The sequence below is a fragment of the Pseudoxanthomonas fibrivorans genome (assembly GCF_041464125.1).
Taxonomy (GTDB): Bacteria; Pseudomonadota; Gammaproteobacteria; order Xanthomonadales; family Xanthomonadaceae; genus Pseudoxanthomonas.
Map to the genome: position 1 here is coordinate 2,268,125 of NZ_JBGNUG010000001.1, position 22,512 is coordinate 2,290,636.

The 22,512-nt window shown below is 73.2% G+C and carries 28 protein-coding genes; 6 read left to right on the forward strand and 22 right to left on the reverse strand.

Going from position 1 to position 22,512, the window contains the following annotated elements; translation table 11 throughout:
- Positions 1–2: 2 nt before the first annotated feature.
- The 4 genes from ACA089_RS10505 to ACA089_RS10520 all read right to left on the reverse strand — a co-directional run bounded on the left by ACA089_RS10505 (position 3) and on the right by ACA089_RS10520 (position 1,871).
- A complete protein-coding gene (locus ACA089_RS10505) occupies positions 3–644 on the reverse strand; it encodes a glutathione S-transferase family protein (protein ID WP_372016565.1) in 642 nt (213 codons plus the stop codon).
- Entirely contained in the window at positions 641–865 is a 225-nt protein-coding gene (locus ACA089_RS10510) for a DUF4287 domain-containing protein (RefSeq protein WP_372016567.1), read from the reverse strand. The genes ACA089_RS10505 and ACA089_RS10510 overlap by 4 nt, the downstream gene beginning before the upstream one ends.
- 75 nt (positions 866–940) lie before the next feature.
- A complete protein-coding gene (locus tag ACA089_RS10515; RefSeq protein ID WP_372016568.1) occupies positions 941–1,276 on the reverse strand; it encodes a DUF3817 domain-containing protein in 336 nt (111 codons plus the stop codon).
- A gap of 61 nt (positions 1,277–1,337) precedes the next feature.
- A complete protein-coding gene (locus ACA089_RS10520; protein ID WP_372016570.1) occupies positions 1,338–1,871 on the reverse strand; it encodes a nucleoside 2-deoxyribosyltransferase in 534 nt (177 codons plus the stop codon).
- Between the two features lie 136 nt (positions 1,872–2,007).
- Here ACA089_RS10520 and ACA089_RS10525 point away from each other — a divergent pair, with 136 nt between their 5' ends.
- A complete protein-coding gene (locus ACA089_RS10525; RefSeq protein ID WP_372016571.1) occupies positions 2,008–3,153 on the forward strand; it encodes a threonine aldolase family protein in 1,146 nt (381 codons plus the stop codon).
- Positions 3,154–3,162: 9 nt separating this feature from the next.
- Here ACA089_RS10525 and ACA089_RS10530 read toward each other — a convergent pair whose 3' ends face one another.
- Complete coding sequence (locus tag ACA089_RS10530; protein WP_372016573.1) at positions 3,163–3,489, reverse strand: hypothetical protein; 327 nt, start codon at positions 3,487–3,489, stop codon at positions 3,163–3,165.
- Positions 3,490–3,568: 79 nt separating this feature from the next.
- Positions 3,569–4,264, reverse strand: a complete 696-nt coding sequence (locus ACA089_RS10535) for an alpha/beta hydrolase (protein WP_372016574.1) — start codon at positions 4,262–4,264, stop codon at positions 3,569–3,571.
- Between the two features lie 370 nt (positions 4,265–4,634).
- Here ACA089_RS10535 and ACA089_RS10540 point away from each other — a divergent pair, with 370 nt between their 5' ends.
- Entirely contained in the window at positions 4,635–5,042 is a 408-nt protein-coding gene (locus tag ACA089_RS10540; RefSeq protein ID WP_372016576.1) for an ExbD/TolR family protein, read from the forward strand.
- Positions 5,043–5,091: 49 nt separating this feature from the next.
- Here ACA089_RS10540 and ACA089_RS10545 read toward each other — a convergent pair whose 3' ends face one another.
- The 3 genes from ACA089_RS10545 to ACA089_RS10555 form a co-directional block, all read right to left on the reverse strand.
- Complete coding sequence (locus ACA089_RS10545; protein ID WP_372016577.1) at positions 5,092–5,460, reverse strand: nuclear transport factor 2 family protein; 369 nt, start codon at positions 5,458–5,460, stop codon at positions 5,092–5,094.
- Positions 5,461–5,536: 76 nt separating this feature from the next.
- Positions 5,537–6,457, reverse strand: coding sequence for a hypothetical protein (locus tag ACA089_RS10550; protein ID WP_372016579.1), 921 nt, complete (start codon positions 6,455–6,457; stop codon positions 5,537–5,539).
- Positions 6,457–6,792, reverse strand: a complete 336-nt coding sequence (locus ACA089_RS10555; protein WP_372016581.1) for a PadR family transcriptional regulator — start codon at positions 6,790–6,792, stop codon at positions 6,457–6,459. The genes ACA089_RS10550 and ACA089_RS10555 overlap by 1 nt, the downstream gene beginning before the upstream one ends.
- A gap of 178 nt (positions 6,793–6,970) precedes the next feature.
- On the opposite strand from ACA089_RS10555, the gene ACA089_RS10560 reads away from it, so the two are divergent.
- Entirely contained in the window at positions 6,971–7,186 is a 216-nt protein-coding gene (locus ACA089_RS10560) for a hypothetical protein (protein ID WP_372016582.1), read from the forward strand.
- A gap of 77 nt (positions 7,187–7,263) precedes the next feature.
- Here ACA089_RS10560 and ACA089_RS10565 read toward each other — a convergent pair whose 3' ends face one another.
- The 5 genes from ACA089_RS10565 to ACA089_RS10585 form a co-directional block, all read right to left on the reverse strand.
- Positions 7,264–7,722 (reverse strand): LuxR family transcriptional regulator, encoded by a 459-nt coding sequence (locus tag ACA089_RS10565; protein WP_372017751.1) that lies wholly within the window; start codon positions 7,720–7,722, stop codon positions 7,264–7,266.
- 68 nt (positions 7,723–7,790) lie between these two features.
- Positions 7,791–8,198: a hypothetical protein gene (locus ACA089_RS10570; RefSeq protein WP_372016584.1), complete on the reverse strand. Its 408-nt coding sequence runs from the start codon at positions 8,196–8,198 to the stop codon at positions 7,791–7,793.
- Positions 8,199–8,208: 10 nt separating this feature from the next.
- Positions 8,209–8,955, reverse strand: a complete 747-nt coding sequence (gene map / locus ACA089_RS10575; protein ID WP_372016586.1) for a type I methionyl aminopeptidase — start codon at positions 8,953–8,955, stop codon at positions 8,209–8,211.
- 251 nt (positions 8,956–9,206) lie between these two features.
- Complete coding sequence (locus tag ACA089_RS10580; RefSeq protein ID WP_372016588.1) at positions 9,207–9,692, reverse strand: pyridoxamine 5'-phosphate oxidase family protein; 486 nt, start codon at positions 9,690–9,692, stop codon at positions 9,207–9,209.
- A 31-nt stretch (positions 9,693–9,723) separates the two neighbouring features.
- Positions 9,724–10,047: a hypothetical protein gene (locus ACA089_RS10585; RefSeq protein ID WP_372016590.1), complete on the reverse strand. Its 324-nt coding sequence runs from the start codon at positions 10,045–10,047 to the stop codon at positions 9,724–9,726.
- Between the two features lie 248 nt (positions 10,048–10,295).
- Here ACA089_RS10585 and ACA089_RS10590 point away from each other — a divergent pair, with 248 nt between their 5' ends.
- Entirely contained in the window at positions 10,296–11,360 is a 1,065-nt protein-coding gene (locus tag ACA089_RS10590) for a class I SAM-dependent methyltransferase (RefSeq protein ID WP_372016592.1), read from the forward strand.
- A 135-nt stretch (positions 11,361–11,495) separates the two neighbouring features.
- Here the strand turns inward: ACA089_RS10590 and ACA089_RS10595 are convergent, their stop codons facing one another.
- Together ACA089_RS10595 and ACA089_RS10600 are read right to left on the reverse strand one after the other, a co-directional pair.
- Complete coding sequence (locus ACA089_RS10595; RefSeq protein ID WP_372016594.1) at positions 11,496–12,110, reverse strand: hypothetical protein; 615 nt, start codon at positions 12,108–12,110, stop codon at positions 11,496–11,498.
- A gap of 123 nt (positions 12,111–12,233) precedes the next feature.
- Positions 12,234–13,730 carry a SulP family inorganic anion transporter gene (locus ACA089_RS10600; protein ID WP_372016596.1) on the reverse strand — a complete coding sequence of 499 codons (1,497 nt, stop codon included), beginning with the start codon at positions 13,728–13,730 and terminating at the stop codon, positions 12,234–12,236.
- A gap of 214 nt (positions 13,731–13,944) precedes the next feature.
- On the opposite strand from ACA089_RS10600, the gene ACA089_RS10605 reads away from it, so the two are divergent.
- Positions 13,945–14,202: a hypothetical protein gene (locus ACA089_RS10605; RefSeq protein WP_372016598.1), complete on the forward strand. Its 258-nt coding sequence runs from the start codon at positions 13,945–13,947 to the stop codon at positions 14,200–14,202.
- A gap of 197 nt (positions 14,203–14,399) precedes the next feature.
- Here ACA089_RS10605 and ACA089_RS10610 read toward each other — a convergent pair whose 3' ends face one another.
- The 3 genes from ACA089_RS10610 to ACA089_RS10620 all read right to left on the reverse strand — a co-directional run bounded on the left by ACA089_RS10610 (position 14,400) and on the right by ACA089_RS10620 (position 17,530).
- Entirely contained in the window at positions 14,400–15,014 is a 615-nt protein-coding gene (locus tag ACA089_RS10610; RefSeq protein ID WP_372016600.1) for a hypothetical protein, read from the reverse strand.
- A gap of 20 nt (positions 15,015–15,034) precedes the next feature.
- Entirely contained in the window at positions 15,035–16,312 is a 1,278-nt protein-coding gene (locus ACA089_RS10615) for a papain-like cysteine protease family protein (RefSeq protein ID WP_372016602.1), read from the reverse strand.
- Between the two features lie 303 nt (positions 16,313–16,615).
- Positions 16,616–17,530 (reverse strand): DUF4440 domain-containing protein, encoded by a 915-nt coding sequence (locus ACA089_RS10620; protein ID WP_372016603.1) that lies wholly within the window; start codon positions 17,528–17,530, stop codon positions 16,616–16,618.
- Between the two features lie 230 nt (positions 17,531–17,760).
- On the opposite strand from ACA089_RS10620, the gene ACA089_RS10625 reads away from it, so the two are divergent.
- The gene (locus ACA089_RS10625; protein ID WP_372016604.1) at positions 17,761–19,299 is read left to right on the forward strand and encodes a S41 family peptidase; all 1,539 of its coding nucleotides are present in this window, start codon (positions 17,761–17,763) and stop codon (positions 19,297–19,299) included.
- Positions 19,300–19,415: 116 nt separating this feature from the next.
- On the opposite strand, the gene ACA089_RS10630 is transcribed toward ACA089_RS10625, so the two are convergent.
- The 3 genes from ACA089_RS10630 to ACA089_RS10640 form a co-directional block, all read right to left on the reverse strand.
- Positions 19,416–20,147 carry a hypothetical protein gene (locus ACA089_RS10630; RefSeq protein ID WP_372016606.1) on the reverse strand — a complete coding sequence of 244 codons (732 nt, stop codon included), beginning with the start codon at positions 20,145–20,147 and terminating at the stop codon, positions 19,416–19,418.
- A 146-nt stretch (positions 20,148–20,293) separates the two neighbouring features.
- A complete protein-coding gene (ahr, locus tag ACA089_RS10635; RefSeq protein ID WP_372016608.1) occupies positions 20,294–21,310 on the reverse strand; it encodes an NADPH-dependent aldehyde reductase Ahr in 1,017 nt (338 codons plus the stop codon).
- Between the two features lie 175 nt (positions 21,311–21,485).
- Positions 21,486–22,394 (reverse strand): helix-turn-helix domain-containing protein, encoded by a 909-nt coding sequence (locus ACA089_RS10640; protein WP_372016610.1) that lies wholly within the window; start codon positions 22,392–22,394, stop codon positions 21,486–21,488.
- Between the last annotated feature and the right edge of the window lie 118 nt (positions 22,395–22,512).

The window sequence follows — 22,512 nt, forward strand, 5'->3', positions numbered from 1 at the left end:
TCTCAGCCCGGGATCGGCGGCAACTCCGGTGCGTCCAGGCCGTCGAACGGATCGCGCCAGGCTTCGAGCATCCCGAGCCGGTGGTACCAGCCGGCCAGCGCCGGATAGTCCGCCAGCGGCAGGCCCGAGACATCGTGCCCCGGCAGGAAGGTGGCCATGCGGAAGTCGGCGTAGGACAGGCCATCCTCGAGCAGCCAGTCGCGCCGCGACAGCTCGGCCTCCAGCAGCGCGGCACCGGCGGCGAACCCGCGCAGCCCCTCGTCGACCTTGGCCGGGTCGACCGGGCCCTGGCCGTAGCGCTGCTTGGTGCAACGCTCGTATTGCACGATCTCGCAGGCGCGGACGAAGTTCTCCTTGCCCCAGCTCAGCCACTGGACCATGCGCGGCTCGCATCCGCCGGTGCGCCAGAACCCGGCGCCGGCGTCGCGCGACAGCCGGCAGGCGATCGCGTCGGTTTCCCACAGGCTGCCGCCGTCGTCGAACACGAGGATGGGCAGGCGCAGCGTCGGGTTGTACCGCAGGTAGCGCGAGGCCTGGCCCGGCGCGAGCGGGGCCGCGAACTCGAACGCCACCCGGGCGCCGACCTGGCGCGCCACCGCCACCGCCAGGCGCGGATTCGGATTGCGGCTGAAGAGCAGCTTCACGGCACCCGCCCGGGCTGCGCGCGGTGCCACGCCACCAGGGCATTGGCGTGGCCATGGCCGAGCCCGTGCTCGCGCTTCAGCACCGCCACCTGCTGCATGTGGCCCACCCCGTCGAGCCCGTCGAGCAGCGCCAGCCAGTGCGCCACCGGCTGGCCGTAGGTCTTCTCGATTGACGGGAAGTACGAGGCGGGTCCCCTGATGGGCTGGCTGTCGCTGGCCATGGACGGCTCCTGTGGATGGTGTCCAGTCGACGCGCGGGGAACGGCGCATTCGACATGTCGCCGGCAGCGGATCGCTCAGGCCGCGGCAGGCCCCGCGACCGGCGACAGCAGGCCGCGCCGGCGGAACCAGGCCTCCACCGGCACCGTGAGCAGCGGCGGAACCGCCGCCAGCAACGCCACCAGCAGCGCCCACATCGGCCAGCGCTGGCGCACGCCGGCGTAGAAGCTGGCCGCGACATAGAACAGGAACGCCGCGCCGTGCAGCCGTCCGAACAGCCACACGCCCAGTTCCGTCGTGCCGGTCCCGTACTTGAGCAGCATCCCGAGCAGCAGCCCGGCCCAGGTGAAGGCCTCGACGAAGGCGGCGACGCTGAAGAGGCGGCCGGTGGACGAGAGCGGGCGTGCGGGCATCGTGGATCCTGTCGAACGGGCGGGCCGGCAGGATAGCCGCTGCGGCCGCCGCGGGCCGGTGTCAGCGCGGCCCCTGGACGCCCGCGGCGAGGTATCGCACCAGATGCGCCAGCGCCGCGCGCGCGTCGCCGACCACCAGCGGGGCGGGCACCGACAGCATCAGGTTCAGCGGCAGGCCGAACTCCTCGATGCTCCAGCCGTGCACATCCAGCACGCCGTCCGGGCCGATCGCCTGCGGGTGCCGCTCGCGGATGCGCTCGGCGAAGCTGCCGCGCTCGGGGATGTAGCCGAACACCGGCTTGCCCTTGGCCACCGCGTAGCCGACCTCGAAGCAGGTGCCACTGTCCGGCTCCGGGCCGCGGAAGAAGTCCAGGTTGGCCAGCACCGCGTCGGCGCGTTCGATCAGGCCGATGTTGGCGCGGTAGATCCACCCCGCCTGCGCGGCAGGGTCGGTGATGCCGGGCGGCACCTCCTGGTCGAGCGGGAACAGGCCCTCGATGCCGAACCCCGCGCACAGCGCCTTCAGTTCGCGGCCACGCGCCTGCGCGTCGGGGCGGAACACGTCGGGACCGGCGAGGTAGAGCGAACGGATCATGCGGTGCGCGCAAGGGCGTGGGGCCCGCATTGTCGGCCATCCGGCCCGCGGCGTGCAGCCGCGGCCGGTGCGCATCCGGTTTGACAGGGATCGAAGCGACCCCACAGCATCGGCCATCGCATCGAGGGGATCACGCTTGGACCGACGCATGTTCCTGGCCACGGGTGGATGGTCGATGGCGGCCTCGCTGCTGCCAGCAGGCGCCCACGCCGCCGCGGCCACCCCCGCGGGCTCGCCGTCCCGCATCGACTTCGTCTCCGACGGCCTGGGGCTGGAGCCGCGCGAGTATGCCGCGCAGCTGCAGGAGGCGGCGGCCATGGTGGCCGCGGACAACTACTCGCGCGGCGGGATCATCGAACGCCTCGAACGCGACTTCGCCCGGCGCCTCGGCAAGCCGGCGGCGATGTTCGTGCCGACCGGCACGCTGGCCAACCACCTGGCGGTGCGGCGCCTGGCCGGCGACGACCGGCGCGTCCTGGTCCAGGCCGAGAGCCACCTCTACAACGACAGCGGCGACGGCGCGCAGGCGCTGAGCGGCCTGAACCTGGTGCCGCTCGCCGCCGGCCAGACCACGCCGGGCCTGGACGAGGTGCAGGCGTGGGTCGAGCGCTCGGGGCGCGGGCGGGTGCGCAACGACGTGGGCGTGATCTCGATCGAGTCCCCGGTGCGCCGTCGCGACCACGCCATGGTCGACTTCGCCCGACTGGAGGCGCTCAGCCGCTACGCACGCGAACACGGCATCCGCCTGCACCTGGACGGCGCGCGCCTGTTCACCCTGCCGTTCCACTCCGGCCGGCCGCTGGTGGAATGGACCGGGCTGTTCGACACGGTGTACGTCTCGCTCTGGAAGCACTTCAACGGCGCCTGTGGGGCCATCCTGGCCGGGAGCGAGGCGTTCGTCGACGGCCTGTACCACGAGCGGCGGATGTTCGGCGGCGCGCTGCCGGCCGCCTGGCCGCAGGTAGCGCTGGTGGAACGTTACGCCGGGCGCTTCGAACAGGACTACGCCGCCGCGTGGCGCGTCGCCGATGCGTTGCTCGGCCAGCTGGATGCCAGCGGACTCTACCGCGCGCGCCGGCTGCCGGATGGCACCAGCCGCTGCTTCCTGTCGGTCCGGGACAACGACCCGGTGCGCGTGGCCCAACGGCTGCGCGCGCACGACGTGGTCCTGCCGTCGCCGCATCCGGACAGCGGCGAGTTCGCGCTGCAGGTCAACCCGACCCTGCTGCGGGCCGACCCCGCCGCGCTCGCGCGCAGCTTCGTGGCGGCCGCGCGCGCCTGAGCGGCCCGGCTACTCCGCTTCGCCTTCGTCGCCTTCGCCACGGCCGGCATCCCGCCGGCCTGGCGTGTGCGCGGCCACGTCGCCGGCCTGGCCGTAGCTGCCGCTCTGGCCGAAGTCGGGCTGGGTGGAGCCGTCGCGCTGCGGCTGGCCATCGGGCTCGCCTTCGCCCAGGTGGCCGCCCTTGCCATGGCCGCGCGGGTAGAACCCCTCGCCTGCGCCGCTTTCAGGCAAGGGCGCCGATGGATCATCGCGGCCGTGGCCGGTGATGTCCGTGTCCGGGCCATCGCCACGGTAGGCGGACTGGCGTTCGTCGTGGGTGCTGAGCGGCCTGGCCATCGCGAAATGCCTGCTTGGTGGGGAACCGCAGCTTCGACGGGCAGCGATGAAATTCCCGTCCAGCGCCGTTGCAGGTCTTTCACTCGCGCGGCGGATGGGCGTCCAGGTAGTCGATCGCCCAGCCGAGCACCGCCGCGTCCGGCAGGTGGTGGTCCAGGCCGGGGACCTCGATGAACTCGACGTGGTCGAGGCCGGCACCGCGGAAGCGCCGGCTGACGCTGCGGCCTTCGTCGAGGTTGAAGTCGTCGGAGCCGTTGACGAACACGTAGCCACGCTCGCGCATCAGCGGCAGGTCGCGCGGCGGTTCGCGGCCCCATGCGCTGGCGCCGCCCATGAACACGTAGCCGCGGAAGGCCTGCGGATACAGCGGTGCCATCCGCGAGGCCACGCGGCTGCCGCCGGAAAAACCGGCCAGGTAGATCCGCCGCGGATCGATGTCATGGGCGCGGGCGGCCAGGCGCGCGGCCAGCAGTGCCTGCAGCACCCGCCGCTGGGTGGAGGCGTCGTTGCCGGCGTCGTCGGCGCCGATCCAGACGAGGTTCTTCTCGACCAGCAGCGGGCGCCACATCGCCGGGACGGTGCCGCTGCCGTTCGCGCTGACGAACACGACGAGCCCCTGCGGCGCGCGCGCCGCCGCGTCGCGGGGTGCGCTGATCCGCCAGCGCAAGGTCTCGTCGCGCCCGAAATAGGCCAGGAACGGGGCGATGTCGTCGGCGCCGACCAGCTGCGACAGCGGCGCCTCGACGGTCGTGTCCACCCAGGGCAGCGGCGGCACCGCCTCCGCCCCGACAGCGGGCTCCGCCCGGAGTGCCGGCACGGCCCCCAGTACAAGCGCCGCGATGAGCGCCATCACCCGCGGCGTGCCTGCCGCTGTTCCCCCAGGCGTTCCCATCCCCACCCCACTCCCTGCAGCGTGCGGCCGACGCGCACGTGGCCGGCGCACGGTAGCAGCATCCCGGGGATGCCGGCACGGCGGTGCGGCATGGCCAGGGCCACCCGCTGCCCGAGTGGACGGCGTGCCGTTCCAGCGAGGCGGGCAGGAAGGGCGAATACCGACTGAACGACCGGTGGCCGTGGCGCACGCCGGCCGCGGGCCGGCGTAGTGTCGGACCCGGGGCGACCGGCCCCGCTGCTGGGAGCGAGCCATGGCGTTCAGTACCGCAGGACGATCCGTACCTCTGGCCGACATCAACGTCACCCCGCTGGTGGACGTGATGCTGGTGCTCCTGATCATCTTCATCGTCACCACGCCGATCGTGGCCAGGCCGATCCACCTCCAGTTGCCGCAACGCGTCGACCGCCCGATCGACCGCCCGGATCCGCCGCCGCCGGTGACGCTGCGACTGGACGCATCCAACCAGCTCAGCTGGGACGGGGCTTCGATCGGCATGGGTGAACTGCGTACGCGGTTGCAGGCCCAGGCATGGGCGCATCCGGGCAACGAGCCCGAGTTGCGCATCGCCACCGACGCCGGCGCGGACTACGAAGGCCTCGCGAAGGTCCTCGCCATCGCGGAAGCCACCGGGATGCGGCGCATCTCGTTCGTGCGCTGAAGGACGCCCCGCCCGCGCTGCGGCGCGGGCGGGCCGCCGGGGAGCGGGCCTAGAACATCCCCAGCGTGTTCGGCGAGTCCCTGGGGATCTCCTGGCCAAGGTCCCACAGCTCGACGATCCGGCCGGCGCCGAAGCGGACGATGTGGACCACCGCGTATTCGGTGACGCCGTCGGCGCGGCGCAGGTGCGACAGCACCGCGACGCGGTCGCCGCCATCGATCACCTGGCGCGGCTCGAACGACGTGTTCGGCTCGCTGGCCGCGCTCTGCTCCATCGCGTCCAGCAGCGACTGGCGGTCGCCGGGAAACCACGCGTTGTGGTGGACGAAGTCCGCGGCGACGTAGCGGTCGAACGCGGCGCGCACCTCCCCGCCGGCGCACATGCGCAGGAAGGTGGTGGCGATGGCGGCGTGGTCCATGGCGCGGCTCCCGTGGAAGGAAACGCCACCTTAGCGCGCGACCGCCGCGCCGGCGTCGACGCCGGCGCCCGCATCGTCAGGCGGGCGCGCCCTGCCCGGTCGCCGGCGCCGGCCTGATCAGCCCCCACTCGCGCCACGCGTAGTAAAGCGCGACCAGGATCATCATCCCGCCCACGCCGAGGAAGATCGGCCGGGCGACCTCGTTGGCGTGCGCCGACTCGAACACGTGGAAGCCGGCGTGGCCCATCGGCGAGGCATGGGCCACGCACAGCAGGCCGACCCCGAGGTTGAGCGCCACGTCCACCCGCCGCAGCCAGGCCGGCCGCGTGCCGAGCACCAGCGCGACCGCGTGCTGCACCGCCATCGCCAGCAGCAGTGCGAAGGTGAGCATGCGCTGCCAGCTCGCGGCGAACTGCGGGTCCAGGCGCAGGCCGTCCAGTGGCAGCGACGCCGGCAGCAGCACGCCGGCGAAGCCCACCGGATCGGCGTACATCGCCACCGGAAACACCAGCGTGGCGACCAGCGACAGTGCCGACAGGCCGCGCGGCATCCACGCCGGCCCGTGGCTGGGCTTCCAGTGGAACGCGCCGGGCCGCCGCCGGCGCACCCAGCCGGCCACCACGAACCACACCAGCAGCAGCCCGAGCCACTGCAGGAACAGCGCATCCACTTCGATCGTCCCGGGGTTGAGCAGCGCGTGCATGAGCAGTACCGCCGCGCCGCCCACGGCCCAGATCACCAGGTGGCGCGCGTCGGTGGCCTCCACCGGGGCCGGCCGCGCGTGGTAGCGCTGCGCGGCGTCGGCCGGGCGACCGAATTCCGCCAGCAGCGCCATCGCCATGGCCCGGTCGGGGGCGTGGCCGGCCGCCTGCGCGCGGCCGGCGAGCTCCTCGTCCAGCAGGGCGTGCAGTTCGAAGGCGACATCGTCGCGGCGACTGCGCGGCAGGCACGCGGCGACGTCGCGCACGTACGACTGGATGATCTCGTTGACGTCCATCACGGCGTGTCCTCCTGCAGGAATCCATCCATCACCCGGACCTGGTCGCGCCAGGCCGCGGCCAGCGATGCGTATGCGCGAGCGCCCTCGGCGCTGAGGCGGTAGTAGCGCCGCGGTGGCGCGTGGCCGGTGTTCCATTCGCTGGCCAGCAGCCCTTGCGCCTCGAGCCGGCGCAGCAGCGGATAGAGCGTGCCTTCCTCCACCGGCATGCCGCCCTCGGCCAGCGCCTGGCGCAGCGAGTAGCCGTACTGCGGCACCTGCAGGCGCGACAGCACCGCCAGCACCAGCACCCCGCGCCGCAGTTCGGTCAGTCCCGTGCCGTCCCGTTCTACCATGCGCCACCTCGTACTGTTCGACGCACAGTACGTTCGCCCCCTTACTGTGTCAAGCACAGTAGTGCGTCCGAGGCCGGTCCCGACCGCGGCCGTCTTTACGAAGCGATGACCCCGGGGTCACGGAGGCCACACCGGCCGCGCCGGAAGCTGTGGATCCCCACCCCGCAGGAGAGCCCCCATGCACCTGATCGTGAAAACCGCCGCTGCCGCCGCCCTCGGCGTCCTGGCCTGGAAGGCGTGGCAGCGCCGCCGGGCCACCGTGTCCACGGACGGCCTGCGCGATGCGGGCGAAATCACGCCGGCGCACGGCGATCCGCGGGTGCCGGCGGTCGAGGAGGACGTCTCCTACGAACCGCGCGTGGCCGCCCATTCAAGCCCCGGCTTCGGCGGCTGAGCCTCGCAGGCGCTCCGGCGCGGGCCCCGGTCCCGCCGGAGCCGCGGTCGCCGCGCCACGGGTGGCCCGGGTCCCCGCTAGGGCAACCGATGGAAGGTGATGGTCTGCAGCACCGGCGTGCCGTCGCGGCCGAAGAAGGCCTTGGTCTCGGTCAGCCGCGCGCCGTCCGCGCTGACGGTATAGACGCGGGTGGATGCCGGCGCGCCGTGGTCCACCAGCTGCATCACCAGCACGCCGGGGGCGGGCATCTTCATCGCCGAGACGTCGGCCCAGTAGTTGCCACTGACGCGGCCGGGCGTCCCATCCAGCGGCAACGACGCTTCGGCGCGCATGACCTCCCCGCCCGGATGCACGATCTCGACCCGGGTAAACCACTGGCCATTGCCCGGATCCTGGAATTCGAGCGCCACCCGCTTCGGCCGCGCCTCCGGCGGCATCGGCAGGCTCGCCACGTCGATCGCCCAGCGACCGACCAGTGGCGAAGTGGCTGCCGGCGTTTCGCCGGCGGCGGCGGCGGTGGCCTGCAGCGCCAGCATGGCGCCGAATGCGAACGACAACCTGCTCATGCGTTCCTCCGGTGGGCGCGGGATCGGGACACGGTCGATCACGCCGTGGGCGGGCGCGGGCGCTTCCATAGCCGGACCAGGCCGCAAACCAGCCCCAGGCCGATCGTCGCCAGCCACTGCCACAGCGGCATGAACACGAACACCAGCCCGCCCTGCGCATCGATATGGACGAAAGCCGCGTCGACGTAGGCGACCAGGCCGACGATCGCGATCACCGCCGCCCCGGCCGCGAACACGCGCCATGCCAGCGGCGACCCGCGCAGCAGCCGGGCGGCGAGCGCCATCCCCGCCAGCGGCGACACCGCCCACAGCAGCATCGCCCCCAGCACCTGCCACCCGGTGGCGTCGTAGCTGGCGTAACCGGCCCATGGCCTCGCCATCCACAGCGCCACGCCGACCGTGGCCACTGCGCACGCGACCAGGAACACCCGCAGCCAGCGCATCATGCGGCCGCGCTCAATGCCGGGTCACGACGATCGGCTCGCCGCGGGTAATGACCATCGTGTGCTCGAACTGCGCCGAGCGGTTGCCCGCCGCGCCCACCAGCGTCCAGCCGTCGCCGGACTCCTCGACCAGGCGGCTGCGGGTGGAAATGAAGGGTTCGATGGTGATCACCAGGCCCTCGTGCAGCATCCGGGTGTCGTCGGGATCGTAGTAGCCGCAGATCTGTCCCGGTTCTTCGTGCAGCGCCCGGCCGACGCCGTGGCTGGCCAGGTTCTCGATCACGCGGAAGCCGAAGCGGCGCGCGGTGGCCTCGATCGCCCGGCCGATGCCGTTGAGCGGCTGGCCGGCGCGGGCCACCTTCATCGCCTCGGCCAGGGCGATGCGCGCGGCGTGGCACAGGCGCGTGTCGCGCGGCGCCGCGGCCGGCAGCACGCGGGTGCCCCCCGTGTCGGCGAAGTAACCGTCCAGTTCGGCGGACACGTCGACGTTGAGCACGTCGCCGGCACGCAGCACGCGCGCCCCGGGGATGCCGTGCGCGGCCTCCTCGTTGACGCTGATGCAGGTCGCGCCCGGGAACCCGTACACCAGGCGCGGTGCCGGCTGGGCGCCGGCCTCGCCAAGCATGCGCTCGCCGATGGCGTCGAGGTCTGCGGTCGTCATGCCCGGCCGCGCGGCCGCCAGCATCGCCTCGCGCACGCGGGCGACGATGGCGCCGATGCGCTGCAGGGCTTCGATGTCGGATGCGGATTCGATGGTCATGGGGCCAGTCTAACCGCCCCGCGCGCAGGCGAGCGGCGGGGCCGGGAGAAGCGTCGCCACGCGATCGCCGCGCGGCCCGCGGCGACATCCACGCCGCACCGTCACGTCACGTTACGCAACGTCACGTCATTTCACCTGCGGCGCGCGCCACCGGCCGCGCCGCACGCCGTGCAGAGGAGCCGCACGCCCGCCGGGGCCGGCGCGCGGGCCGGCCGGGGGCACGTACGCGCGCATGATGCCGGACAGCGACCTCAGCGCAGGTCGACCTTGCCGACCTTGTCCTCGTAATCCTTCTTCGGGTCGATGCCCATCAGCATCTTCACCCCGGCCAGCAGGTTGTTCTCGTTGAGCCACACCTCGCCCTGGTCTGGATCCAGGCGCAGCAGCGCCAGCTTCGGATCGTCCTTGCCTTCGTACCAGGCCGCCACGAACGGATTCCAGAGGCGCTCGACCACCGCGCGGTCGGTATCCACCGCCAGCAGGCCGCCGATGCTGGCGAACAGGTGGTGGCCCTTGCCCGCGAAGGCGGCCGTCGCGCGACGCGGCGTCGCGAGCTGGCGCACCAGCGCGTTGTCGGTGGAGGTGAAGAACCAGATCGGCCCGCGCTCGTCGTGTTCCAGCTGCGCGGTCATCGGCCGGGTGTGGCCGCCCTCCAGGCCATCCACGCCCAGCATCACGGTCATGTCGGACTTCAGGGTCTTCCAGAATTTCTTCTCGAGCTCGGCGTTGTCGGTCATGTCGGCCTTCCGGTGGGGGTGGACGCCCACGCTAGGCCGGCGGTGCGGGACGCACCGTGAAGCCGCCGGCCGCGCGCACGCACGCGACGCTCACATCGCGCCGCTCGTGGCCCGACAACATCCAGATGCAGAACACCAGCGCCACCGCCGCGCATGCCGCCGTCGCGACCAGGATGCGGCGCGGCAGACGCGCGTACCGTCGCTCCAGCGCGCCCTGTTCAGCCGGACGCTCGGGCGGCCGGTGGCGGCCGGGCAGTTCGACCAGGGCGGGCGCATCGATCGAAGGCTGCAGCGCGGCGCGGAACGCGACCAGCGGCTCGACCGGGCGGGCGGGTGTGGGGACGGATTCATGCATGGCAGCGCCTCCCTCCGGACATCGTCCCGCACGGCATGTCGCCAGCGGGTGGTCGCACGGGCTCGGCACGGTGCGCAAGGCCGGCATGCGTCGTCCGCAGGGCCGGTGCGGACGGACGCGCGGGGGTTCAGCTTCATGGCGTGCCGCGACGGTTCCGTCCGCCGGCCGCCGCGTCCCGCGTTTTCTTTCCGGTGCAGGCACGGCATTCCGCCGTGCCGGGGAGACGGGGACGCGTACGGAGCGATGTGATGGAGAACGAACAGGCCACCCTGGACCAGGAACGGCTCGGCCAGTTCCTCGGCATGGCGGTGGGAGATCTCGGCGCGGCGATCAGCGCCACCCTGGTACTGGTCGGCGACCGCCTCGGCCTCTACCGCAGCCTGGCGCAGTCACCGGCCACGGCGGACGAACTGGCCGCGCGCACCGGCACCCACCCGCGCTACGTGCGCGAATGGCTGGGCAACCAGGCCGCAGGCGGCTACGTGCTGTACGACGCGGCCAGCGGCCATTACCGGCTCGACCCGGTGCAGGCGCAATGCCTGGCCGGGCCCGGCGGCCCGGTCGACCTGCCCGGCGCCTACTACCTGATCGAGGCGGCGTTCCATGCGCTGGACCGCACCGTCGACAACTTCCGCAGCGGCCGCGGCATGGAATGGGGCGAGCACCACGCCTGCCTGTTCCATGGCACCGAACGCTTCTTCCGCGCCGGCTACAACGCGCACCTGCTCGGCGAATGGCTGCCGGCGCTCGACGGCGTGACCGCCAAGCTGGAACGCGGCGCGAAGGTCGCCGATGTCGGCTGCGGCCACGGCGCCAGCACCGTGCTGATGGCGCAGGCGTACCCGGCCTCGCAGTTCACCGGTTACGACTACCACGCCGACTCGGTCCGGGTCGCCTCCGAGCGTGCCGCGGCCGCGGGCGTGCGCAACGTGCGCTTCGAGGTCGCCGACGCGACCGGCTACGGCGACACCGGTTTCGACCTGATCGCCTTCTTCGACTGCCTGCACGACATGGGGGATCCGATCGGCGCGGCGCGTCATGCGCGCCAGGCGATCGCCGACGATGGCACCTGCCTGCTGGTGGAGCCGTTCGCCGGCGACGCGGTCGAGGACAACCTCAACCCGGTCGGACGCGTGTACTACGGCGCCTCCTCGCAGATCTGCGTGCCGGTGTCGCTGGCGCGCAACGGACCGGCGCTGGGCGCGCAGGCCGGCGAGGCACGCCTGCGCCAGGTGATGGCCGAGGGCGGCTTCACCCGCTTCCGCCGCGCCACGCAGACCCCGTTCAACCTGGTGCTCGAAGCGCGGCCGTAGCCGCCAGCGCGAACGCGGACAAGGACAGGCGGAACCCGCGGGGCGGACGCGCGGCGTCGCCCCGCGGGCCCATGCAGCGACCCGGCATTGGCACGCGCCAGCGGCACGGACATGCCCGGCGATCGCGGCGCGGGTTCACGGTCCGCATTGCCAGCGGCCCTCGAAGACGCGGCTGGCGCCATCGGCGCGCTGGTAGGTCAGGGTCGCCGGCCGTGGCGGCGACTCGCCACCGCCGATGGCCGCACCGGTGAGCGCCAGGCGCAGGGTCTTGCCCTGGCCGGTGAAGGTGGCATCGCCGAGGATGCCGTCGAAGCCGCCGGGCGCACGCACCGGCTCGACGTAGCCGGCGACCTTGACCACGCCCTGCGCGGGCTCGGCGGAACCGGCGTCGCCGCTGGCGTGCAGGATCGACGCGCCGGCGGCGGTGGCGAAGCTGCAGGCCAGTTCGCCGGGCAGCGCGGCGGCGGCGACGTCCCCGGCGGTGAGCGCATCCAGCACGATCTCCGAGCCGTCGCCGCCGAAGGTCGCCCCGCGGTCCGGCGTTGGCGCCGGGTCCGAGGTCGCAGGCACGTCCGGCGTGGCGTCCACCGCGGGCGTCTGCGCCGGCGGTGCACCTTCGGGCGTCGCCACCGCCGCCGCATCCACCGGCGGCCGGTCGGGCGAACAGGCGGCCAATCCTGCGACGGCGAGCAGCACCACCGCGACGCGGCCCGCGGCACGTCCGCGGCGGCGGGAACCATCGATCTCCATGCACGTCTCCATGGTGAGGCGGCATGGTCGCGCCGCCGGAACGTGCACGGTCGCAGACGATGGCGGCGTTCCCCGTGAACGCGGCCCGCTGCGCACCGACGGGCCGGCAGGCGCGCGTGGCGACTACGCGCCTTCGACCCCGTAGTCCGCCCACTCGCCTTCGCGGCGCACGCGGCGCATCAGCGCGCGGCTGTGCGGATCGAGCCCGTGCACGCGCACGCGGATGCCGTGGTGGCGGAAGCGGGTCACCACCTTGTCCAGCGCGGCCACCGCGGTGATGTCCCACAGGCGCGCGCCTTCCAGTGCGATCTCCACCTCGCGCCCGGGCAGCTCGCGCGGATCGAACGCGTCGATGAACGCATCGGCCGAGGCGAAGAACACCTGCCCGCCGACCCGGTAGGTGCGCAGGCCATCGGCCGCGTCGTCGTATTCGACCTGCAGCAACTTCGAGACCTTGAGGGTGAAGAACACGCCGCTGAGCAGCACGCCCACCGCCACCCCGGCGGCGAGGTTGTGGGTGGCCAGGGTGACCGCCACGGTCGCGAGCATCACCGCGCCGGACAGCCGCGGGTGGCGGGCGAGCGCGCCGACGCTGCGCCAGTCGAAGGTCTCGATGCTGACCATCACCATGATCGCCACCAGCGCCACCACCGGCACCTGCGCCACCCACGGCTTGAGCAGCACCATCAGCACCAGCAGGAACACGCCGGCGAACAGCGTGGACAACCGGCCGCGGCCGCCGTATTTCACGTTGCTCACGGTCTGGCCGATCATGCCGCACCCTGCGATACCGCCGAACAGGCTGGCCGCCACGTTCGCCACGCCGAGGCCCGCGGCCTCGCGGTTCTTCGGGCTGGGCGTATCGGTGAGCTCGTCGACCACGCGCGCGGTCATCAGCGATTCGAGCAGGCCGACCATGGCGATCGCCAGCGCCGGCATCGCGATGACCCGCAGCGTCTCCCACGACCATGGCACCTGCGGCAGGCCCAGCCACTGCGGCAGCGCGCCCGGCAGCTGGCCGAGGTCGGCCACCGTCTTCAGCGGCAGGCCCAGCGACACCGACAGCCCGCTGAGCACGGCGATGCAGATCAACGGCGAGGGAATGGCCTTCATGCCCGGCAGCGGCAGCCGCGGCAGGCCGTAGATGACCACCAGGCCCAGCGCCAGCATCGCCCAGGTCGCGGCGTTGGCGCCGTCCAGGTGCGGCAGCTGCGCGGCGAAGATCAGGATCGCCAGCGCGTTGACGAAACCGGTGCGCACCGAACTGCTGACGAAGCGCATCAGCACGCCCAGCCGCAGCACCCCGAACAGCAGCTGCACCACGCCGGCCAGAACGCCGGCGGCGAACAGGTACGGCAGCCCGTGCTGCGAGACCAGCGGCGCGGCGACCAGCGCCACCGAACCGGCCGCGGCGGTGATCATCGCCGGGCGGCCGCCGAACACGGCGATCACCACGCTGAGCACGAACGAGGCGAACAGCCCGACCTGCGGATCGACCCCGGCGACGAAGGAGAACGCGATCACCTCGGGGATCAGGGCGAAGGTCGCCACGGCGCCGGCCAGCAGTTCGCGCAGCGGATGGGCGCGCCACTGCGCCAGTTCGGATCGGAGGAAGGACATCGGGATACCCGCAGGAGCCGCGTCCGCACGGGCGCTGGCCGGAAGATGGGCCGCGGATTATAGGCGCGGGGCCCGCGGCCGCGCTTCGTCACCGATGCGACGATTGCGCCCGCCGGTCGATGCGCGGGCGCGACCGCCGCGCACACGGCGCATCGACGCGGCGACGACGTGCGGCGGCGCAGGCTGCCGGCTCCACCCGCCAGGAGTCCGACCCATGCTTGCCACCGCCTCGACCGCCGCGCTCACCGGCATGGACATCGCCATGCTCGTCGGCGCGATCTTCGGCCTGATCCTCACCGTGCTGTGGATCCTGGTGCCGTTCGCACTGTTCGGGATCAAGCCGCTGTTGCGCGAACTCATCGCCGAGCAGCGGCGCGCCAACGAACTGGCCACGCGCATCGCCGCCACGCCCGCCCCGGTGGTGGTCGCCGCCGATCCGCGCGACCCGCGGGTCGATCCCTACCTGCGCTGAGCGGCCGGGTTCCTGCCGCCGCGCGGCCGCATCGAACGCCACGGCCACGCCGGTGGCGTCCGCTCCGCGGGGGATGCCGTGCGCACGTCCCCGCGCTCACGGGTCAGAGGGCGCGCGCAAAGCCGCCAAGCGCGTGCACGGCGCCCCCGGCGTGAACCGGCCGTGGCGCCTCGCCCGGCGGCGCCACGCCGCCGCGCTCAGCCGTCGAGCTCGGGATTGCGCAGGCGCGCTTCGGCTTCGGGCTTGAGGATCTTGCGCAGTTCGGCGCCGGTGTAGCGGCGGCCCACGTCCAGGCCGGCGACGCTGGTGTCGAGCACCTCGTACACCTCGCGCTTGCCCTTGATCCACAACAGGCTGGTGTGCAGCGCCGGGATGCGCAGCTGCACCGCCTCGCCGTCGGCGTCGCCGCCGCCCTGGGCCAGCTGCAGCAGCGCGCGGCGGAAGCGCCCGGCGCTGGCGGCGTTGGAGATCTGGGCAAAGCGGTTCGACTCGGCGGTGGTCTCGGCCGACACCGCGCCGGCCTCGGTGGCGATCACCCAGGACCAGCCGGCCAGACGGGCGGCGTCTTCCAGCCTGCCCTTGGCCAGCTGGTCCAGGCCGAGCGCGTAGACCGGGCTGGCGACGACATCGGCGTCGGCCACCTCGGCCAGGGTGCGGGCGATGCGCATGTCGGCCTTCAGGCCGAAGCGGCTGGCGGCGCGGCCGATGGCCGGCGCGCGGGCTTCGATCGCGGCCGAGCGCGCCAGTGGGGGCAGGCGTTCGCCGAGCTCGAGGGCGGCCGCTTCCGGCGGCGTGGCGAGGGTGATGGGCATGGTGGCTCTCCTTGTCGGCCTCAGGGCTCGGTGGTGGCGGTAGCGATCCAGCTACCGGTGGTGTTGTACGCCGTCTGCAGCGTGTCGTAGTCCCAGACCGAGGTGGTGCCCAGGCTGGGGTCGGCCGCGCTCGAGGCGCCGGGGTCGCAGACGATGACGTTGCCGCCATCTTCCACGCCGGTGGCCAGCACCGCGTGGCGCCCGCCGCCGGACCACTGGATGCGCATGAACAGCGGCCGCCCGGCCGCAGTCTCGTCGCGCAGCGTGGCGTAGGACACGATGCCGCCGGTATGCGTGTTGCGATGGCCCAGCGTGTCCAGCACGCCGGAGGTGTCGTCGGTCTGGTTGCACGCGCTGCTGCTGCCGTTGCTGCAGCAGTCGGTGCGGCCGCGGCGCGAATTGACCAGCTGGCACTGGGTGAGGGTCGAGGCGGGCTGGTAGTAGCGGCGCACGCTGACGTTGACCGCGGCCCAGCACCACAACGACTGCTGCTGGCGCTGCATGCGGAAGCGCAGGTTCACGTCCACCGGGCGCTCGCCCCAGTAGCCGGCGACGAAGGCCGGGCGCCGGCCCTGGGCCATCGCCGCGTCGAAGTTGGCCTGGTAGGCGCCCGCGGTCTGGCCGTGGTGGCCGAGCGAGGTGGCGGCGCGCTTCTCCCACAGGCCGGCATAGAAATCCGTCGTCCCGGACAGCGCGGCGCCGCCGGAGACCAGGTCATACCCTTGCGCGGCCAGGCTTTCGTGGGTCTGGCGGAAGCCCGCTTCACCCAGGCCGTGGCGCGCGACCCAGCCCGGGCCGGCGCTCTTCTCCCACCACGCGATGTAGCGCACGCCGGACCCGGTGGCGTACGGGCACACGCCGCGCAGGCGGAATCCCTTGCCGGTCCAGGTGTCGAACTCGGCCTGGTACTGCGCGCCGGTGAGGCCGTGGCGCGCGACCCATTCGCCGCTGCCGCCCTGCTCGTACACGCAGGCGAACAGCGTGGTGCCGCCGACGGTGGCGGCGGACAGGCTCTTGGGGCGGAACCCCTTGGCCGCCCACTCCTCCACCGCGGCCTGGTACTGCGCGCCGGTGAGGCCATGGCGCGCGACCCAGCCCGGCCCCGCCGACTTGTGGAAGATCGACGCGTAGCGCGCGGTGGACCCGTCGCGCGCGACGCTGATGCAGACCGGGCGGAAGCCCTGCTTCACCAGCTCGTCGAACGTGGCCTGGTACTGCGCGCCGGTCTGCCCGTGGCGTGCCGCGAACGCCGGACCGGCGCCGGATTCGAAGCTCGCCATGTAGAGAATCTGTGCCATTGGTGCTCCTCCTTGAGTGATGCGATGCCGTTGACCAGAACGCTAACGCCGGTGGCGGTCGCAGCCGGCCAGACCGGGACGCGCACTTCCGTTCACGCCGGCGTGTCCTCCGGACGCGATTCCTGCGTGGCATGGAGGTGGTCGACGCATGGATCGATGCCTGCGAGTGCGCGCGATGGCACCCGTGTCGGGCGACGCGACGCGACGCAGCTGGACGATGGCGTCGACGCCGGTCGAAGCGCCGACCCTCGCGTCATCGCCGCCACGCATGCCGCGCCCTTCCCCGGGAGCGTGCGCGACGCGCTAGTCGTGGTTGACCGCCTGCCGGTACAGCATCCAGGTGCCGTCGTCGGCACGCTTCCACAGGTTCAGGCTCTTGCCGTGCACGGTGCCGCGGTCGTCGCCGGCCCGCCATGCCACCCGGTAGAAGCCCTCCTCCAGCTGCAGGCGGCCGCCGTCGAGCGGATGCAGGCGCGCGGTGTGCAGGTCGAGCGCCTCGATCGCCACCGGCCCAGGACGCTCGTGCTCGACGAAGTAGCCGCGGATCGCCTCGATGCCGACCTGCATCGGCGTGTAGTACGGGAGGTAGACCGCATCGGCGAGGAACATGTCCGCATGCTCGGCGCCCTGTCGCGCCATCACCCGCGCGCGGACCTGCGCGTTGCGCGCGGCGATCTGCCGCAGCAGCGCCGGGTCGTTGTCGAAGCCGGCGGGGTCCACGGGCGCGTCGTCGGTGACCGGTGGCAGCATCGCGGCATCGAAGGCGGCGTCGGCGCCCCACAGCTCGGCCAGCACCCGCGGCGCGGCTCCGCCGGTGTCCCACACCACCAGGTAGTGGCCGGCGTAGTCATAGGGCGCGGCCCCCTGGCGCGCGTAGGCATGCCGGAAGGTGCCGGTTTCCACCGCGTGCGCGCCGAGCTCGACGAGGTCGTGGATGCGGCGTTCGTAGTCGCGCGTCTCCACGCCGTCGAGCCATTGCCGCTGGAAACCGGCGATCGCCTCGCCGCCGAGCCGGGCCGAGGCGTGTTCGGGCATCAGCATCGCGTCATCGCGGTAGCGCGCCCGCAGCGCGGCCGCGTCTTCCGTGCGCCAGGCCTGCGCCAGGGTCGCGTTGGCCTGCTCGATCCGCTGCCGCAGCGGCGGTGCGCCGGCCAGGGCCTGCGAGGCCACCAGCAGCAGCGGAAGCAGCGGAAGCAGCAGCGCAGCGGGACGTTCCATCACGCAGGTCCATGGCCGGGACTGCAGTCATCGTAGCGGGGAGACGGCGAAGGCGCGCGACCCGCAAGGCATCGCGGGCGACGTGGCGGCCCACGTTCCCCGACAGGGCGCCCGCGCCCGTCCCCCGGTTCCCGCCTCCCGTCCCGGAAAGCGGGTCTTCCGGCGGACGCGGGCCCCGGGCGGCGCGGGTGCGATATGGTCTGCGGCCCCCCGCGACCGCGACCGATCCCGTGCCTGCGCACCCCTTCCGGACCCTGCTGCTGGCCTCATCGCTGTGCGCGCTGGCCAGTGCCGTCGACGCCGCCGGTGCGCCGCCCCTCCCGTCCGCCATCGCGGTCACGCCCGCCCAGGCACGCGACGACGTCCGCCTGGCCATCGCCGTGGCCGAGGCGGCGTTGCCGGACCTCTACTGGCACCAGTCGCCCGGCGAATGGGACGCGGCGAAGGCACGCGCGCTGGCCGCGGCCGCCGGCGCGGACGAGGCGATGGACGTCTGGACGATCGTCGCGCAGCTGATGGCCCACGTCGGCGAAGGCCACCTGGATGTCATCCCGGGCGATGCCGCGGTGGCGCACCAGCGCGCCACCGCGCGCCTGCTGCCGCTGGACCTGCACTGGAGCCGCGAAGGCGTGTTCATCAGCGGCGTGCACGGCGGGGCCGCCGGCATCCCGCCCGGAAGCCGCCTGCTGGCGATCAACGGCGAGGACGCGCAGGCATTGCTCGCGGAACTGGTGTCGCTGTCGGCGCGCGACGGCCGGATCGAGACCGGCGCGATGCGCGAGTGCCCGGGCCGCTGCTACGCGGTGCTGCGCCAGCGCGCGCGGGGCGACGAGGCCGGCTTCGACCTGCACTACGCCACCCCGGCCGGCGAATCGCGCCGCGCACGCGTGGCCGCGCAGCCGATGCGCGGGCGGCCGCCCGCGGCGGCACGCGAGCGCCGGATCGCCTCGCTGCAGTGGCTGTCGCCGGGCGTGGCCTACCTGGACGTGCCCTCGTTCTCCAACCGCGTCTACCGCGAGGCGGGCACCACCTTCGCCGACGTGATGCGGGACCTGTTCGGGCAGGTCGAACAGGGCGGCGCGGACCGGCTGGTGCTGGACCTGCGCGAGAACGGCGGCGGCTCCGAGCCCAACGAGGCGATCCTGTTCTCGTACCTGGTGCCCGAGCCGCTGCGGCGCTACCGCTCGGTGGAAGCGCGCGCACGCACGCTGTCGGTGGCCTCGCCATCGGGCCAGGTGCTGGTGCACGAGGTCTACGACGCGGAGGAAATGCGCGGCCAGCAGGTGCTCGACGGCGGTCGCCTGTCGCGCCTGGACCGCCCGCCCGAAGGCCTGACCACCCACTGGACGCGCGCCGCGCCGGTGTACGGCGGCCGGCTGGTGGTGCTGGCCGGCGGGCGCACCTTCTCCGGTGGCGCCGAGCTGGCCGCGATGCTGCGCCACGTGCGCCGCGCGCGCTTCGTCGGCGAGGAGACCGGCGGCACCTACGAAGGCAACACCAGCGGCTACGCCTGGGACGTGGTGCTGCCGCACAGCGGGGTCAACCTCGGCATGCCGCTGCTGCGCTTCCGCTTCGACTGGGACGCGGACACCCCCGGCCGCGGCGTGCTGCCGGACTGCGACGTGCCGCCGCAGGTGTCGGAGATCGGCGTGCAACGCGACCGTGCCTGGCGGGTCGCGCGCGCACTGGTGGAGACCGACCCGGCCCAGCCGGCCGCCTGTCCGGACGCAGGCGTCCTCAGCGCCGCGGCGGATCCGGCAGAGCCCTGATCATCCGCGCACGCCGCATTGCCGCCGCGTTCCGCGCGCATCCAGGCGTGCCCGCCTGCCAGTGACACCCTGATCCCGCACGGCGGCACTGCGGCCGCGCGCCGGGACGGATCGCATCACTCCACCCGGGCCACATGGAAGCGGAAGCGGTAGTCCTCGCCGTTCCAGTGCGCGGAGACGTCGATGTCGTAGGGCGGCCGCTGCCGGGGCCGGGCGACCACGATGTAACCGCCCCAGGCCTGCTGCGGATCGATGGTCGTGGTCTGCAGGATGGTGTCGCCCAGGCGGGCGCGGGCCGCGTCCAGCTGCTGCCCGACCAGGTCCATGCCTTCCAGGGTGGCCGCGGTGGCCATCGCGGTGCCCATGGCCGCCAGCGCCGGATCGTAGGTGGTGCTGCTCACCGTGTAGGCGCCGTCGGGCGTGTACACGGTGGTGTCGGTGGTCTGCCAGGCCTGGTCGTTGGCGACGTAGACCGCCGCCGCACCGGACAGGGCGACAGCGAACGCGGCCCAGGCCGCGGCGCGCTCCGCCTCCTGCGCCAGCGCGTCGTAGGTGTAGACCTGCAGCCGCGCGCCGGCGGCATCGGCGGCGAAGTGCTCCGGGCCGAAGTCGGATGGCACGGCGAGCTTGTTGTAGCCGGCCACCGCGAAGGTCAGGCGGCCATTGCCGGCCACGCCCAGCGGCGTGACCTGGATGCCGCCGTTGGCCAGCTCGAGGTCGACCGTGGTCGCGCCTGCATCGTGGACCACCCGGCCGAGGCCGGTGTCCACCGGCGTGACCGAGTAGGTCGTCGCACACGCCGACAGCATGAGCGCCATCAGCGCGCCCGCCAGCCTGCTCCCGTACATGCGCACCCCGCGTTCCGCCCCCTGACGGATCGCGGTGACTCTAAACCAGCGGCCCTGCCGGAGGAATCGACCGGACCGGACCCGGGGCGCGTCCTTTCAGCTGGCATTCCGCCAGCAGGACGCGCGCCCTGGTCCGCGTGCCCGCGTCAGTCGAAATCCGCGTCCAGCACGATCCGGTAGCGGGCCTTGCCGGCGCGCAGGTGGTCCAGCGCCTCGTTGACCCGGCGCATCGGGAAGTGTTCGGTCTTCGGCGCCACGCCGTGGCGGGCGGCGAAGCCGAGCATGCTGTCCAGCGCGCCGCGCGAGCCGGTCGGCGAACCGGACACCGACTTCTGGCCCATGATCAGCGAGAACGCCGGCACCGGGATCGGCTCGAGCACCGCCCCGACCACGTGCAGCCGGCCCTTGGGCGCCAGCGCGCCGAGCAGGCCGTTCCAGTCCAGCGACACGTTGACCGTGTCGATGATCAGGTCGAAGGTGCCCGCCAGCTTCTGCAGCGCGCCGGCGTCGTTGGTGGCGACCACGTGGTGGGCGCCGAACGCGCGCGCTTCCTCTTCCTTGGACGCGCTGGTGGTGAAGGCGGTGACCTCGCAGCCCCAGGCCCGGCAGAACTTCAGCGCCATGTGGCCCAGGCCGCCGATGCCGACCACCGCGACCTTCGCCGTCGGCGAAATGCCCAGCTCGCGCAGCGGCGAGAACACGGTGATGCCGCCGCACAGCAGCGGGCCGCACTCGGCCGCGTCCAGGCCTTCGGGCAGCGGCACCACCCAGACCCAGTGCGCCCGCACCTTCTCGGCGAACGCGCCGTGGCGGCCGCCGAGCGTCGGCTGCACCTCCTTGCACAGGTGCTGGTCGCCGGCCAGGCAGGGATCGCAGTGCAGGCAGCTGCGCGCGTTCCAGCCCAGGCCGACGCGCTGGCCGATCGCCACGCCCTTCGCCTGCGCGCCCAGCGCAGTGACCCGCCCGACGGCCTCGTGCCCGGGCACGAACGGGTAGCGGGTGAAGCCCCATTCGTTGTCCAGCATCGACAGGTCCGAATGGCAGATGCCGCAGTGCTCGACCGTGATCTCGACTTCGTCCTCGCCCAGCGGGCCGGGGTCGTACTCGAAGGCTTCCAGGGCGGCACCGGCACTCGGGGCGGCCCATGCGCGGTAGCGGGTCATGGCGGGGTTCCTTGGCAGCGGGGGATGAGGCGGGACGATACGCCGGGCGCGCGGTGCATGCCCAGCGGTGCGCCGGCCACGGGGGCGCCGTGCCGTCCCCGCGACCGCCCGGGTAAGCGATAGACCATGCGCACGCGGGAGCGCGACGGAACGCCCGGCCCGGTCGCGGCGCGCGTCAGCGGGGCGCGCCCGGGTCATGCGCGCGCGGAGCGATCGCGCGGCGCCACGCGCCCGGGGTGCAGCCCACCACCCGCGCGAACACGCGGGACAGATGGCTCTGGTCGCTGAAGCCGCAGGCCGTGGCCACCCCGGCCAGCGGCGAGGCGGTGGATCGCAGCAGGTGCATGGCCTGCTCCACGCGCCGGCGTTGCAGCCAGGCCTGGGGCGCCATGCCGGTGGACACGCGGAACGCGCGGCTGAAGTGGTCCGGCGACAGCCCGAACGCGCGCGCCACGTCGGCGATCAGGACCGGCTGGTCCAGCCGCGCCGACAGACGCTCCTTGGCCTGCCGCTCCTGCCAGGGCGCCAGGCCGCCGCGGAACACGGCGCGGCGCTGGCGCAGCCCGCCATAGGCCTGCACCAGGTGGATGCCGAGCGTGCGCATCAGCTGGTCGTGCAGCAGGTCGTGGGCCGGCGCGGTCGATGCAAGCGTGTCCAGCAGCAACGGTTCCAGCCCCGAGACCACGGGATCGCGGGTATTCCAGGCCACGGGTGCGCGCAGCACGCCATCCCAGGTGGCGCCGGCTTCGCGGGCGAGGGCGTCGACCGCCGGGCGCGGCAGGTGGACCATCAAGGTGTCGGCCGGATGCTCCAGCCAGGCGCACGGATCGCCCGCCTGGTCGATGACGTGCAGGGATCCGTGCGTGGACGGCTGGCTGCGCACGACGCGTCCGTCGATCCGGATGTCATGCACCGGATGGCTGCAGAGCTGGTACAGCACCACGTAGGCATCGGCCGCTTCCATGCGCACCACGTGCGGCCCGGTTCGTGGGCGCCCGATCCGGAAGCGGGTGGCGCTGAACGCCGAATCCTGCAGCGGCGTCACGCGCACCGGCGCCGGGCCGGGCAACCGTGAGCAGTCCATTCGCGTATCGCGCTCGGCCATGGCGCACCGTCATTCGTGGAAGGGGCGCAGTCTCCGCAGGCACCGCGCGTGCGATCAAGCCGGAACAGCGTGAATACGCCATTTCGGCACGGATGCG